Annotated in this window: 13 protein-coding genes; 6 read left to right on the top strand and 7 right to left on the bottom strand. The window is 45.3% G+C overall.

The genetic code is table 11. From position 1 onward, the window contains the following. Nucleotides 1-30: 30 nt before the first annotated feature. Complete coding sequence (locus K5Q99_RS16560) at nucleotides 31-1,650, bottom strand: peptide MFS transporter (RefSeq protein WP_220777476.1); 1,620 nt, start codon at nucleotides 1,648-1,650, stop codon at nucleotides 31-33. 685 nt (nucleotides 1,651-2,335) lie between these two features. Here K5Q99_RS16560 and K5Q99_RS16555 point away from each other — a divergent pair. The 6 genes from K5Q99_RS16555 to K5Q99_RS16530 all read left to right on the top strand — a co-directional run bounded on the left by K5Q99_RS16555 (nucleotide 2,336) and on the right by K5Q99_RS16530 (nucleotide 8,911). Then, nucleotides 2,336-3,322, top strand: coding sequence for a TerC family protein (locus tag K5Q99_RS16555; RefSeq protein ID WP_220777475.1), 987 nt, complete (start codon nucleotides 2,336-2,338; stop codon nucleotides 3,320-3,322). A 226-nt stretch (nucleotides 3,323-3,548) separates the two neighbouring features. Beyond that, entirely contained in the window at nucleotides 3,549-5,087 is a 1,539-nt protein-coding gene (locus K5Q99_RS16550) for a hypothetical protein (RefSeq protein WP_220777474.1), read from the top strand. 171 nt (nucleotides 5,088-5,258) lie between these two features. Then, nucleotides 5,259-6,980 carry a phospho-sugar mutase gene (locus tag K5Q99_RS16545; protein WP_220777473.1) on the top strand — a complete coding sequence of 574 codons (1,722 nt, stop codon included), beginning with the start codon at nucleotides 5,259-5,261 and terminating at the stop codon, nucleotides 6,978-6,980. A gap of 173 nt (nucleotides 6,981-7,153) precedes the next feature. Then, on the top strand, nucleotides 7,154-7,537 hold the full coding sequence (locus K5Q99_RS16540; RefSeq protein WP_220777472.1) for a VOC family protein: 384 nt from the start codon (nucleotides 7,154-7,156) through the stop codon (nucleotides 7,535-7,537). Between the two features lie 101 nt (nucleotides 7,538-7,638). Next, nucleotides 7,639-8,088, top strand: coding sequence for a GyrI-like domain-containing protein (locus K5Q99_RS16535; protein WP_220777485.1), 450 nt, complete (start codon nucleotides 7,639-7,641; stop codon nucleotides 8,086-8,088). Nucleotides 8,089-8,197: 109 nt separating this feature from the next. Beyond that, on the top strand, nucleotides 8,198-8,911 hold the full coding sequence (locus K5Q99_RS16530) for a helix-turn-helix transcriptional regulator (protein ID WP_220777471.1): 714 nt from the start codon (nucleotides 8,198-8,200) through the stop codon (nucleotides 8,909-8,911). A gap of 116 nt (nucleotides 8,912-9,027) precedes the next feature. Here K5Q99_RS16530 and K5Q99_RS16525 read toward each other — a convergent pair whose 3' ends face one another. The 6 genes from K5Q99_RS16525 to K5Q99_RS16500 form a co-directional block, all read right to left on the bottom strand. After that, entirely contained in the window at nucleotides 9,028-10,320 is a 1,293-nt protein-coding gene (locus tag K5Q99_RS16525; protein WP_220777470.1) for an aerolysin family beta-barrel pore-forming toxin, read from the bottom strand. A 584-nt stretch (nucleotides 10,321-10,904) separates the two neighbouring features. Continuing rightward, nucleotides 10,905-11,207: an AzlD domain-containing protein gene (locus K5Q99_RS16520; RefSeq protein ID WP_006085337.1), complete on the bottom strand. Its 303-nt coding sequence runs from the start codon at nucleotides 11,205-11,207 to the stop codon at nucleotides 10,905-10,907. Next, a complete protein-coding gene (locus K5Q99_RS16515) occupies nucleotides 11,204-12,061 on the bottom strand; it encodes an AzlC family ABC transporter permease (protein WP_220777469.1) in 858 nt (285 codons plus the stop codon). The genes K5Q99_RS16520 and K5Q99_RS16515 overlap by 4 nt, the downstream gene beginning before the upstream one ends. A 204-nt stretch (nucleotides 12,062-12,265) precedes the next feature. Further along, entirely contained in the window at nucleotides 12,266-13,099 is an 834-nt protein-coding gene (locus tag K5Q99_RS16510) for a helix-turn-helix domain-containing protein (protein WP_220777468.1), read from the bottom strand. A gap of 187 nt (nucleotides 13,100-13,286) precedes the next feature. Then, on the bottom strand, nucleotides 13,287-13,943 hold the full coding sequence (locus tag K5Q99_RS16505; protein WP_220777467.1) for a Vat family streptogramin A O-acetyltransferase: 657 nt from the start codon (nucleotides 13,941-13,943) through the stop codon (nucleotides 13,287-13,289). Between the two features lie 121 nt (nucleotides 13,944-14,064). Next, the gene (locus K5Q99_RS16500) at nucleotides 14,065-14,382 is read right to left on the bottom strand and encodes a hypothetical protein (protein ID WP_220777466.1); all 318 of its coding nucleotides are present in this window, start codon (nucleotides 14,380-14,382) and stop codon (nucleotides 14,065-14,067) included. Between the last annotated feature and the right edge of the window lie 726 nt (nucleotides 14,383-15,108).

Here is a 15,108-nt window from a genome sequence, read left to right as displayed (position 1 = left end):
TTCTTTTCCTTTCCTTTTAAATTCTTTGACTTAATTTGTTGCTGTGTTCTCGTGCATCATTTTCTTCATTAATGGCGCAAGGGCAAAGAAGACTAAGGCCATTACCACACCAATTTGCGCCGAGAAGATAAACAGTTGCTCGTATAGCGCCATCGCACTAGGTACGTCACTTATTACGCCGCCTTGGGTATCAATCGCGGCGAGCTTGTTTAATTCGGCGGCTAAGATTTCAGAGTATGATGTGCCGAGAAACCAAGCGCCCATCATCAGGCTGACCACGCGTTTTACCGAAAGCTGAGTCACGGCAGATAAGCCTATGGGCGACAGCAATAACTCGCCGATTTCTAATACAAAATAAGCCGCGACTAAGAACCAAATACTCACTAAGCCACTGCTTAGCGGCATTTGGATCCCGAGCACAAGTACCATAAAGGATAAACCTGCGAACAAAATGCCGAGTGCCGTTTTAACCGGTTTACTCGGGTCACAATGTTTACGGGCGAGGGCTGGCCACAGCCAAGCGAAGATAGGCGACAAACTGATCACAAAGAAAGCGCCGAGGAAGGTTAACTGTCCAGCGCTCCATTCGAGGCCGAGCATGTTACGGTCCATCACTCGGTCCGAAAATGCCACCCATGAGCCATAGGTTTGTTCATATAAGCCAAAAAAGATCAAACCCGCAACGATGAAAAGCAGCAAAGCCGACATCTGTTGACGTTCAATCGGATTACAATGTTTCACCATAAACCAGCCAATACCGAGGGCGAGCACCAGTGAGACTGAGTGCAAGAACCAAATCACTGGGCTCACTGCGGGTAATAAACTGCTAATCGAAAGTACGAGGGAGTGGGTTTGAATCAACCCCCAGACCAGTACTACGCTGCCGATGGCGCTTAAGTAAATCCATTGCTCTGTGGTGATGCCAGCGGTTTTCTTTAAAATTCTTGCGGGATCTCTGGGTTCAGCGAAGCCTTGCAGGTGTTTCTTGCCACGAATAAACACCAATAAACCCGCTAACATGCCTAAACCGGCCAAACCAAAGCCGTACTTCCAGCCATAGGTTTCACCTAAATAAGCACAAATCAACGGTGCTAAGGTGGCGCCTAAATTGATGCCCGCGTAGAAAATGGTAAAGCCTGAATCCCGCTTTGGAGATGACTCGGGATACAGCTGACCGACTATGGTGGAAATATTGGGTTTTAAAAAGCCCACTCCGACAATGATCAAGGCGAGGGATAAATAGAACACCTGCAGTGCTTGTTCATCGCGCTGAACTTCACCGGCGACGATAACCGCTTGATGGCCTTCAAAGGCCATGCCTAAGTGGCCGAGGACCAACAAAATACCACCGAAGATCACCGCTTTACGCATGCCGATATAGCGGTCGGCCAATAAACCACCGACCACGGGCATGGCGTACACTAAGGCACCATAAGCACCAATGACGTTATAGCCAAATTCGTCGGTAAACAGATGATATTTAATCAGATAAAGAAACAGTAACGCCTTCATGCCGTAGAAGGAAAAGCGTTCCCACATTTCGGTAAAAAAGCAGACAAACAAGCCCTTAGGATGCCCAAAGAGCATTTCAGCAGGGGGCGAACCCTGTGGGCCTTGCATAGCGTGTGGCGGATGTTGTTCTGTTGACACTTAAGACTCCCAATGCTGGCACTTTATGCGCCGAGCTGCTAATGATTCATTTTATCGAAATGAATTTTATTAATTATTTTTCATTATTAGTGGTTATTGCAGCCTTGTTGATTGCTAAAAGACGCCGCAGTAGCTGCAGTTAATCACACTCGGATGCTATGGAACAGCCAAGGGACTTGAAACTGATGAATATTTTGCTTAATTCACCATTTTGCCGTTCTTTGAAACTGTGGTTAACCTGCTTTTGAGCCAGATTCTGTGGCTCAATTTATTCATTTTCAGTTAAGAAATGAGTGCTACATAGTGGCCAGAATTCAACTGTGGCAGTTTTATGTTAGCGTCTTTAGCCTTGATTTCGCTGTTGTTCGTCGTTCTATAGACGGCGTGGCGATTTTGTACTATTTGAGAACATCTTCGTACTCGTTCGAGGCCGTCCTCTAAATGAATCTGACGAATAGATGGGTTAGATGATTTGCTTAGGGAAGCGCTGTGATTGAGCTGTGACTTTATTCTAAGAATAAGTGTAAGTATGTAGTGAAATCATATTGATTATAAAAGAATTTTAATCTTGATGGTTGCGTTTTTATATAGGGTTTCACAGTTTATATTTTTACAATGAGTTAATGTCTATCTGCTCAATTGTACTGATTTTACTCAACCGTTATGTTGGTTTTTAAGGAGACTTATGGAGTTTTTTACCACCCTATTTGTGGGTTACCCGCTTTGGGTTTGGTTGATGTTTTTCGGTTTTGTGCTGGCATTATTAGCCTTCGATCTTGGCGTATTACACAAGGAGCAGCATGAAATTACTGTGGCCGAAAGTTTAAAGCTTTCAGCTTTTTATATCTGTATGGGCTTATTGTTTGGAGCTTGGCTTTGGTGGTACAAGGGCTCAACCGCGGGTATGGAATACTTGACGGGTTATCTGATTGAAAAATCGCTTTCAATGGATAACGTATTTGTTATCGCGTTAATCTTCAGTAGCTTAGGTATCCCACGTTTATACCAACACAGAGTGCTCTTCTGGGGCATTATGGGCGTAATAGTGCTACGCGCGATTATGATTGGTCTTGGTGCCGTGCTTGTTGCCCAGTATCAAGGTGTACTTGTGTTATTTGGACTCTTCTTGATTTTCACTGGCGTGAAAATGCTCTTCTCAAACGATGAGCACGGTGATATCCAAGATAATAAGTTTTATAAATGGTTACGCACTAAGATGCGTTTTACGCCGACACTGCATCAGGAGAAATTTTGGGTACGGGGTGAAGATCATCAGTTATCAAAAGGATGGTGGGCAACGCCGTTATTTTTAGCGTTGATCTTAGTGGAAACCGCAGATTTAGTGTTTGCTGTCGACAGTATTCCAGCTATTTTTGCGATTACCCAAGATCCTTTCATCGTCTATACCTCAAATATCTTCGCGATTCTGGGGTTACGTGCCTTGTATTTTGCCTTGGCGGCTATGGTGCATCGTTTTGAATACCTTAAATATGCGCTGTCAGTGGTATTAGTATTTATTGGGGTGAAAGTGGGTTTAGTGTATTTCAATCACGAGGGAATCGTGGATTTTACTATTCCAACCGCACTGTCTCTTGGGGTGACTTTTGGTCTGTTAGTTTTAGGTGTCTTGTATTCGTTGTGGAAGACGCGCGGCCAAGAAATCGATAAATAGGGAAATAGTTTGCGTGACTCGTGGCGAGTCCAATAACGAATCTCTTGGCCGTTTAGCTAATGCTAAACGGCCTTTTTTATATTCTTACTATCCGAATCGTTATGCTTTACAGCGGATGTTAAAAAATGAGGATACTAAAAATTAGTCTATGCTTACTTTGAGTCACCGCTGGTTTCGAGGCTCACAAAGGGAGTTTTTAGGACTAATACTCTTCAAGGACGATATTATGAAACTTAACATTGCCGCCATACTTATGCTCAACGTTTGTTTGTTCACTACTGTCAACGTAAAAGCTGCAGATAAACAATCGACGAACATTACATCTAATGCAAATTCAACCTGTACTGGAGCCTATCCAAGTTACTTTCAAGATCCTGCCTTTGCAAAAACAGGCATGTGGGACAATCAAGTCATTATCAACCAAGCTTATTCGGGCTGGAAGGGGCCTATTTTTAGCCTCAGTGATGCTTATGCGAGTGCCAAACCAGATAGTGCTGCACCTTGGCTTGAATTTAATCCCTTCGATAAAAATCTGAGCGAAAGTGATAAAAATACCCAAGCGTGGAAATACCTTTGGGCTGTGATGAAGTACATTCAAGAGGGAAACATCGACAAAGGTGATATCAGTAAGGACTGGGATCTGTGTAATAACAAGGTACGCTCTTGGTATCATATTCCCTACCAAACCTATGATCCCATGAGTGGACGGGAATTTATCCACGGCTTGACCCGCGAAGCCCCTGTTACTATGGCGATAAAAGGCCAAGGCGATTTGAAAACCACTATGTGGGCGGTGGGGTTTTATAATCCGCAAGCGGCAAATAGTATTGGCAAGGTATGGACGGGGGCACCATCACCTGTGATGCCCCAGCAAAATTTTGCATTTAATGAAGGTAGTGTGATTGGCAAGTTACTGTTCACTACCGCAACGCCTAATAACTATCCTTTCCTCGAAAACGTACCCGTTTGGCAAGCCAATATCAGTGCCAGTGATTTCTGTGTATGTAAAAACGCCGATGGCAGTGCCTGTAGTTTCCAACAGGAAACAGAGCAATGCCCGCGCTCCGTTGCCGATGTGTACTTGTTGCAGTTTGATATCGCAGTGCGTGACAGTCGCTCGCCCGTGGGCTGGGCCTATGGCACTTTTGTCGCCGATGGCCAGTTTAAAGCGAAAGAGAAAAATCCTTGGGATCGTATCTCTCCACTGGGATTAATGTGGGGAAATGACACGCCGCCAGCCACAGTAGGAGCGGCAGCATTCCCTCAAAATCCAATCACAGGGCTTAAGGATAGCGCAGTATTTCAAGAGGTGGTTGGTCGCTTGAATGAGCACACCAATGCGGGACACTTAGGGTGTAACGGACGTTTAAATGGCCCCGCGGATAACGCATTAAGTAGCTGTTTATCTTGCCATCAAACCGCATCCGTTCCAGATAGCACTAATAATACACCGGCAATCCTGTACCAATTTGCCTCGTATCAAGAGCCGGGCAGTGGTCAATGCTTAACATCGCCCAGCGCCCTCGATTTATCGATTGACCAAGTGTATTTCAAAACCTTTATGTGCTCAGCATCTTTTGTTGGGCCAAGCAACATAGTCCCAATACCTAAATATGCCCAAGGGCAAAAAGAGTGGATTTCTACTGATTTTTCATTACAACTCAGTATCAGTCTCACCCAGTGGCAAGAATGGCAACAAGACCAAGATAACCTGAAAAAGAACATCAAAGTGCGCGTATTCGAGGGCACTTTACCTTCTCGCTAATGTTGAAGTTTGTTTAAGGTTAAAACCTACGCACTATCCGGCCTGAATGGCCAGATAGTGCGTTTTTTTATGGCAATACCCTTGGCTCATTTTGAAATTAATGCAAATTAGCTTGTTCTTCGCCGCTGTTTTTCCTAATGTGATTGCAAATGATTTTCAATGAGGCGTGTTATGAATACCCATCTGCAGTTACAGGTAAACCATTGGCTTGAAAATGATCCTGACCCTCGCACTCAAACCCAATTACAAACCCTAATTGATAACGGCAATGAAGCCGAACTCGCAGCACGCTTTGCGGGTCGTTTAGAGTTTGGTACCGCAGGATTACGCGGTGTGGTCGGCGCTGGGCCTATGGGGATGAACCGTCTGGTGATCCGTCAAACCTCGGCAGGCCTTGGTGCTTATCTACTTGATCAGATTAAAGATGCCGCCGAGCGTGGTGTGGTGATTGGTTACGATGGTCGCCACGACTCATTCAATTTTGCCCATGATGCGGCGAGCGTATTGACCGCTATGGGCATTAAGGTGCGCTTAACGTCTAAAGTGGCGCCAACGCCGCTGGTGGCCTTTGGGGTGAAACATTTTAATGCGGCAGCGGGCATTGTGGTGACCGCAAGTCACAACCCGCCGCAATACAATGGTTATAAAGTGTATTGGGAGAATGGCGCGCAGATTATTCCGCCCCACGATTCTGGCATTGCCGCGCAAATTGAGCGCGCCGCAAATCAAGCTATTCCGTTTTTAGAACATGATGAGGCGGTAAAACAGGGTAAGTTGATTCTGTTGCAGGACGATTTTTACCAAAGCTATCGCCATGGTGTGCAGCAGGCTGAGGTGCTGCAAAACCATACGGCTCCAGAAAAGGTCAGTTTAGCCTATACCGCCATGCACGGTGTGGGCGCTGAAATGGCCGAAACCGTATTGAAAGATGCGGGTTTCACCCAAGTGTATTCGGTTGCTTCCCAACGTGAACCCGATGGCGATTTCCCGACGGTGAACTTCCCCAATCCGGAAGAAAAGGGCGCGATGGATTTAGTGATCGCCGAGGCGAAAAAACACGGCGCTATGCTCGCCTGTGCCAACGATCCCGATGCCGACCGTTTTGCGGTCGCAGTGCGCCGTGATGATGGCGAGTACCAGATGCTAACGGGCGATCAAGTCGGTGTGCTCTTTGGGCATTACTTGTTATCTCACGCTAAAGATAATCAGCGACTTACGGGCACCACGATAGTGTCATCGAGTCTGTTATCTAAGATTGCTCAAGGTTTTGGCACGCAAAGCTTTACCACGCTCACCGGCTTTAAGTGGCTGATGAATGTGGGTATCGCGAAAACGTCCCCGGAGGATCAATTCCTGTTTGCCTATGAAGAAGCCCTTGGCTACACAGTTGGCAGTATGGTGTGGGATAAAGATGGCTTGTCGGCGCTGGTGGCATTTGCCCAATTAACAGCCGAACTGGTGGCGAAGGGGCAAACGATTTGGGACAGACTCGAGCACATTTACCGTGAGCATGGCTTCTATCTCAATGCGCAGGTGAGTATTGCACTAAAACCTGACACGCCTAATATTGGCGCCTATTTACGCGAACATCCCCCCGTGAAGATTGGTGAGCATGACGTGCTCTCAACCGATGATTTAAAAGCCCTTGAGCGTCGTTTTGCCGATGGTAGCGTTGAGAAAATCGACTTACCACCGAGCGATGTATTGACCTATTGCTTAGCGGGTGGCGCTCGGGTGATCGTTAGGCCATCTGGTACTGAACCTAAAATTAAGTGCTACTACGAAGTGGTCGAAACTATGGTCGATACAGATACCTTAGCCAGTGCCCAAGCGAGAGCGAGCAAAGCCATGGATGATTTTATTCAGGCGCACCAAGCCAGTTTGCCAAAGTAACGCTTTTAACTGCTAAGCCAAAAACCTCAACATTCACTTTTATTAAAAGGCTACTGACATCATGCTGTCAGTAGCCTTGTTTTATTCTTGTTGTCGCCCGTTAATGATTCAGTTCTGAATTTTATAAATAAGGTTTTGAATCATTGATATTTTTCAACAAGGAGAAAGTGAAAATGTTATCTATTGCACCGTTAGTTTGGGGTGAAATTCCTGTCAGTGATATGAACCGTGCCGTTGCTTTTTATCAGCAGCATTTTGGGGTTGAGTTTAAACGTGACGATATGGAAGACATGGAATATGCGACCATAGTCACCGAAGATGCGAGTGCGGCGAGCATAGGGTTAGTCAAATGCAGCATGAGCCAGCCATCGATGCAAGGCTGCACTGTATATCTGCATTTCAGCGCACAATTGCAACCTTTAGTGGATAAACTTATCGCAGCAGAGGTGACGATTATCCTGCCAGTCACACCGATTAAAGACGGCGAGTGTGGTTATATCGCCTTATTTGCCGATAGCGAAGGTAACAAAGTGGGTCTGTGGTCTAAGGATAAGTAGTCTCGAGTGATTAATGTATTAGCGTCGTGGCCTTAAGGCACGACGCTAAAATCACGAAATTAACTAAAGCATGGGTTTAGATTTCTATGGAAGAAACAAAGATGGACGTGGTTTATATTGATGCTCGACCGCTACTTGGGCTGAGCACCCGCACGAACAATCGGGCAGAAATGTCCGCCGATAGCGCTAAAATTGGCAATTTATGGCAAGCCTTTTTTGAATCATCCCAGCTCACCGCTATGCTCAATTCGCCCATGTATGGCGTGTATTACGACTATGAGTCAGACATGAATGGCAATTTTTCTGTGCTGGTGGGCAAGACAATTGATGCCCCAGTCGAGGCAAACCACTTCACGTCGCTTGAGCTTGAAGCCGGTAAATACCTAAAATTCACCAGTCAAGGTGACATGCCCCAGTGTGTTATCGATCTTTGGGGGCAAGTGTGGGGCTATTTTAGTGCTAACGATTGTCCGCATCAGCGACGTTATCAAACTGATTTTGAAGTCTATCTCAGCGCCACTGAGGTGGAGATTTATATCGGGATTTTATGATTTAAATCGTAAACTATCACTCAAGTGAGTGTCAGGATATGTCAGTGATTTATGTAAACTCACAATGCTTAATCAACTGATAGGCAACTAAAGGATTGAATCAGAGTCAATGCGCCGCGCCGACCGCCTATTTCAAATAGTGCAAATTCTTAAACATAAACGCCTGACCACAGCCCAAGAGTTGGCTGAACGGTTAGAGGTGTCCACGCGCACGATTTACCGTGACGTGCAGGATTTGTGTCTAAGTGGCATTCCCATTGAAGGGGAGGCGGGTGTCGGCTATTTGTTGCGCCACGAGGTCAATGTTCCGCCCTTGATGTTTAACGAAGCCGAACTCGAAGCGATTCAAGTTGGCATGCGTATGGTGCAAACTTGGGGTGGTAAGGAGCTTGGTAGCGCCGCGAGGCAGGCGATGATTAAAGTCGAAGCTGTACTACCAAAACGATTACAAGCCTATCAATCCTTGATGTTTTCACCGGATTTTTACCTCGACTCCAATGAGTTCCAATTCCTCGATCCGCTGCGTAACGCAGCTCAGCGCCGCGAATACGTCAAACTCTTCTATCAAGACGTCAAACTCGATGTCACCGAGCGTGAAGTGCGCCCGCTCGCCATCTATTTTTGGCGTGGCACTTGGACCTTACTGACATGGTGTGAGCTGCGTTCGGCTTTTCGTAATTTTAGGGTCGATCGCATCACGGGTCTTGTACGGCTGAACCGTCATTTTGACCTAGCACCAGGGCAAGAGTTGGAAGATTATATTTGCCTGATGGATGAACAATCGAAGGCGCGAGCCGAAGTAAAAGATAAGCCACTCGAATGAGTGGCTTATATTACATTTCTAATTTTCTAGTAGCATTATAGTATTTTGCTAGTTGTATCGAGATCTCTCTGATAATCGTATCATAGCTATTATTGTGAGCCTAAACTCACCGTTTTTTAATTGTTTAACATGACTTCGCTTGATTGCGAAATATGCAGTTTTTTGATTAAACCATCTTCATCATTATTTTGGGTCTCGCCGACGGCAACTTGAATATTACGACTCAGTCCTAATTTTTGAGCACTTTTCGGACGATTAGCAATATCTTCATCCGTTAGCGGATAGGATTCACTGGCATCGATATTAAATTGACTCGAATCTATTGCGGTAAATTTACCGCTAATTGGTGCGCCATGTTGTCTAACAATATTCGCCAATTGCCACTCAAAACCACTTTTTGACTGTGCCGAACTAATCGCTGCAGGCCAATCCCATACACCATAACCGTTTATATCTTGATGAAGATATTGATCGACTAAGGCTTCTGGCCCATTTAAGTTATTCGCATTCGCTCCGCCAAAGGTGTAAGGGAAGTTAGGTCTATTTGTCGGATGATTAATATGCGCATTACCTCCCCATTTTAAGAAGTTCTCATATTTTATATCGTACATCATATATAAACTTGAGGTGTATGGAACATCCGCTTTTTGTTTAAACAGAGTGATTGAGATATAACGTTTGCTGCGAGGCGGCATAATTGCGCGGTACTGTGCCTGACTCGAAATCGTTGTACTTTTACCGTCAGTTTCACTCCAGCCTTGGCTGGCGGAAAATTCGGCACTGATTTCAGAACTCGCTCCACCTATTCCTGGAATACCCACTTCATATTTATTGGTTACGCCAATTTTCTCGGAGAAGGAGAAATTATCGGTTTTGGCCCAGCTAGTGGTGTAATCATAGTTGAGGGTGGCGACACCGGTATCTTCGGTATCACCCCAGTTGTAAATCACTACGGGAGCTGTATAAATAGCTTCACGATCATAAACTTGAGGTGAACCTAACTGAAGGTTTTGAGGATTAGTTACAAAATGGATATTCTGTAAATTCACCTTCAAACGCTCATTCGCTCTGTAGCCGCTTGCATAAGGATCATTGCCGTTATAGCGGGCTTTAAGACTGTATTCGTTGCTCGATTCTCTTCTGACTTCGATATCTTCACCAACATACTGGGATGCCGTACCGCCAGCCCATGCATATCCAAGATGGTGTCCCAAGGAGAATAACGAGCTGATAAACGAGGGGTCGTTAATCACATCATTTTTAAGCGAATCAAGATCAGGGGCAGCGTGTTCTACCATTGATAGTTTTGGAATAGTATTCGGAATAGCCGCTTCGGCCAACAAAGAAACAGTTCCAAGTGCGGTTAAACAGGATAAAGTTAATATACTCAGGCTAGATTTTGTTCTCATGATTGTTCCTTTATTTTAATAAAATATGTCCTTTCATTGAGAGCGCCGATGGCAATTATATGTAGTCTTAAATCATATAAATAATCATTACTGCTAGGCACATCTAAAAACTAGCACTTTTATTTTTATTAAACAAAGTAAAAATAAATTAATTTAAATGGTGTTTAACTTTGGTTAAAAGCGTTAATTATTTTATTTTTAAACGGTATTTTAAACTTTATAATATAGTGTATTTACTTTAATTCTTAATGGGTTAATTTTGTGCATAGATTAATATTAATAGCATGGCGTATTTAATATTTAAACTGAATTTTATATAAAAAACTTTTAAATGGATAATTCATGCAAAGAGTTATATCGAGTGCGATATCGAAAGTTAAACCGAGATCAATACCCTAATAGATACAGTCATAAGGGTATAGGACATGAAGACAGTGGAAGATAATGTGAAAGTGATTTTCTGATATACGAGTATCTGAGGGGATGAGGTTGGGTAAAAGTGTGGTAGAGGCTGTATAAGTGCTTGATGCAAGAGCCAGTGCCGCTGCTGGGCACTGACTCTTTGTTTACTTAATGTTGTTTGCTTAATGGATAAAGAAAAACAGTCCCATACTCAACACTGTGGTCAGCAAGGTGTTACGGGTGACGAGCGCGAGTATCGTTGCGACCACGGCGCAGATGAGATAGCTGTTGTCTAAGCTGAGATCGAGCTGACCTTCTTGCACAAACACTATGGGCGCGAAGATAGCGGTCAGTACTGCAGGGGCTGAGTAACTTAAAAAAGTTTGGGTGCCCTTACTTAATCGCAGCGGTAATTTAGGTTCGAGCAGTAAATGACGACTAATAAACACAACCGCTGCCATTGAGAAAATCATTAACCAAATCATGCTTTTTCTCCTGATGCAGATTTTGTCTCAATTTCAGTTTCGGTCTGACTTTTAGTCCCAGTGCCTATATCAGCCTCTGTCTGGGCCTGTGTGCTTTCAAGCTCAGTTGCGGATTGTTCTGCGCGTTCCGCTTCCTTGGTCACTTTGGCGTAAAGTACGCCAGTTGTCATTCCGGCTATGGCTGCGAACAGCAATCCCGCTTGAATCTCAAACAAGGCGCATACCACGGCAAGGGTGAGTGAGACTAATACACAGACGAGAATCGACGGTTTTTTTACTGTAGGCACGACCAGTGCGATAAAGGTGGCGGCGATGGCGAAATCGAGCCCAAGTTCGCCTAAATTCTCGATAGCATTGCCCGCGACTATGCCAAGTAGGGTCGCTAGGTTCCAACCAATATAGAAACTCAAGCCGCCACCGAGGGCATACCAAGGGTCGAACTTATGTAGCTTGCCTTGATTGGCGATGGCAAATAGTTCATCTGTAAGCAAAAAGCCCAATGTCAGGCGCCACTTTAACGGCAAGGGATTGATTTGACTGCGCATCGCCATCGCATATAACAGATGCCGTGAGGTGATGAGTAGCGTCGTAATTAAGATACTCCACAGACCAATACCAGCTTTGACCATGCCGAGCGCCACTAACTGAGCCGCGCCCGCGAAGATAATGGCTGACATGGCTTGGCTTTCAATGGGCGTGAGCCCAACCTCAATAGCGAAGGAGCCCGCTAAAATTCCCCAAGGAACCACTGCTATTGTCAGCGGCATCATGGCCAAGGTGCCTTTTAAAAAAGCCTTGGCTTTTGTGGGATGCGCGGGAGAAACATCGGGTTCTATAAGCTTGTCGGTGGTCACTTTGGCTCCTAAAAATTGCGGCGACACTAGGGCCGCTGTTAAACAATGAATGCTGGGATAAGATTTGCTTGCTCTGTTATTAGCGCTCAGTTACGACTCTTTCTTAGAGACTAGTGTTTAGTCATGGCAGACCTGTTATTAGCCGGCCTGTTATTAGGGATAGAAAGCATGCATGAGCATGGCAGATTAACCTAAAGTGATTGTTTAGGCTTGGATAATATTGCGGCCTATTTCTTTGGCAAATTGCCCCGGCGTTACGCCGACGGTCTTTTTAAAATGCCGATTCAAATGGCTTTGATCGTGAAAACCACAATCGAGGGCGACATCAAGCAGCCGTGTGCCTTGCTTGATTTTCCCCTTGGCGAGTCTCACTCTGGCCTGAATTTGGTAAGCGTGGGGCGGTAAGCCGTAACAACGCTGAAATTGCTTGAGTAAATAATAGGGGCTTAATCCTGCAAGCGTTGCCAGCTCTTCAAGGGAAATATCGGCCGCAGGATGATCGTCGATAAAGGATTTCACCAGCGCTAATGCAGGCTTAGCGACTGCCGCGAGGTTGTCTCTCGGGCGATGCTTGCCATGGCGCGCCATTAACTGCATTAGGCTTGAATAGACTAAGCTTTCACGCAGTAAGCGATTATCCGATGTATCTAAGGTATTAAAGGTGAGGCGCAGCAGTTCGGCTAATTCGGGATCGTACACTACGGGATCTGGGAAATAGGGCGCTCCGCTGTTTGCTAGCTCACTGTTTATATTGGCAAACTGCGCAGGTACTGGATACATGGCACGATAGGACCAACCGCCCTCGGTGGCGCTACAGCCATTATGCACTTCATCGGCATTGACGAGAATGATGCTGTGCTTTGGCGCCACATGGTTGCCACCGGTGCGATAAAAACGCTGCGCCCCCGTTTCAATCACGCCGACCGTGTAACCTTCGTGGGTGTGGCGACTGAAGTTTTGTTTATGGTAGTGGGCATTGAGTAACTCGAGGCCACCTAATTCATCGGCAATCTGGTAGGCCGCATGTTCTGTATTCATTAAGCCTCCTTTCTTGAATAGATGAATGGGCGGGTTGTACCTGATAGTAACCCAGAAATCCTCAGCGCTTTTGTACAAAATTGCGCATATTGGATTTTGTTCTGCGCTTAATGGTGGTTTCTTAATGTTTGTTGCTTATTGCTGTCGCTTGAGATTTTTCGTCAAGCTTGCTCGCGACCCGCTTACCTTAGGTCGCCTGCTTTAATTGACTCAGATCAGCGCCCGCGATGGCGTGTAGGTGCTGAGTGATTTTTTCTATCGGCCAATCCCACCAAGCGATGGTAACGAGCTCATCTATCACATCTTGCTCGAACCTCAGCTTGATGACAGTGGCAGGATTTCCGCCAACCACAGCGTAGGGCGGTACATCTTTTGTTACCACGGATTGACTGGCAACAATGGCGCCGTGGCCAATTTTCACTCCAGGCATGATAGTGGCGTTATAACCAATCCACACATCGTTACCGATACAGGTGTTGCCTTTAAAAGGTAAATCTTCGGGATTGGGCGCCGCTTTCTCCCAACCATTACCAAAGATATAAAAGGGATAAGTCGAAAAGCCAGACACTTGATGATTGGCGCCATTCATAATGAATTTCACGTCTTTCGCAATAGCGCAGAATTTACCAATAATCAGTTTATCGCCAACAAAGTCAAAGTGATAAAGCACATTCGACTCTAATCTTTCAGGCCCTGCAGGATCGTCATAGTAGGTATAATCGCCGACGATAATGTTCTCGCGAGTAATAAAGTTTTTAAGAAAGCCAACCTGAGGGAAGCCTTTCATTGGTTCTCTATCGTTAGGGTTTGGGCCTAATTGGGAATGGGTTGTTGTGTCAGGCATAACTGTCTCCATCGTTAAAGTACGTCTTAACTCGTACATTCTTTTATGCGAACTGATGTGCGAATTTGTGGTGCCTATTGCAGTGGTGCCTGTGGTGGTGTTGATAGCGGGATGAGCCGGACTAGTACTCGCCCGTCACCACCAGTGTATTTTCAATAGGTTCAACCACTAAGGCAAGCGTAGTTTTGTCTCGCTTAAAGCCGACAGAGCAAATTGCCATCGCGCCGCTACCACAGGTTATTTCAGGGTAATCTTTTGTCATTGGCGTTTCATCTTCTGCTACGGGTGCTAATACCCAGCCAGCAGCCAATAAACTCGATTTCACCTCAGCGTATTTTTTACCCCATAACGCGCTGGTGTCTTGTGCTGGAGCATATAGAGGTAATGCGCCAAGACTTAGCATGATCAGTGGGAGAATTATCTTTCGCATGGAAAACATCTTAGTTCCTATGTGATTTCGGGGATGATTGATGGTTAATTTTTTAAAGGCTAAATCAACGTCGTGAGGCTTCATCCCACACCTGAATCCCATTAAGCCTTTGGTATGGTTGATAGTCTGTTACTCACAATTAGTGCATTCAAACTATTTATCAATGAGTGTCTCGTTAAATATTTTTTCGTTAAATAATTTAAAAGCAAAGTCAAAGTCGTGGGGCTTCACCCCACACCCGACCAAGGAGGACTGCTCGTCCTATCCTCCTTGGATGCTCCAAGACGCCCCTAACGGAGTTGAAAGCCCCTTGGGCATTTAGCGTCCTTATGCTACCGCGTCAGACGCTCGTCCCTGATTCGACTGACGCTATCTCGGCATCCTGCCTTGCTCACGCAACGAACGAAAATGCCCTGCGGCAACTCCGAGGGGAAGGTAAACTTCTGTGATCTCGACGTTGGCTGTTAATTCCAAAAGATGTGCGCCAGTCCCATCTTTCGATTAGGGTATTCCAAGAATTTAACAATGGGTGTCTCGTTAAATCACGGTGTACCTTTTAGCCAGTTCCCACACTATCAATTTCCATTTTCAAGCAGGTATTTCTGGGGTGTTTTTCACTTTTTAATCTTAGAAATATTTGGTTGTCCTCACTCTCAATTTTATAAATATGTCCTCACTATTTTTTTTAGTTGGGGGTGATTATTTTAATTAGTTTGATTCGGAACAGTGTTGGTG

The organism is Shewanella hafniensis (assembly GCF_019655335.1).
Classification (GTDB): domain Bacteria; phylum Pseudomonadota; class Gammaproteobacteria; order Enterobacterales; family Shewanellaceae; genus Shewanella; species Shewanella hafniensis.
Note: the sequence above shows the minus strand (reverse complement) of the source record. Positions and strands in the feature narration are given on the sequence as shown.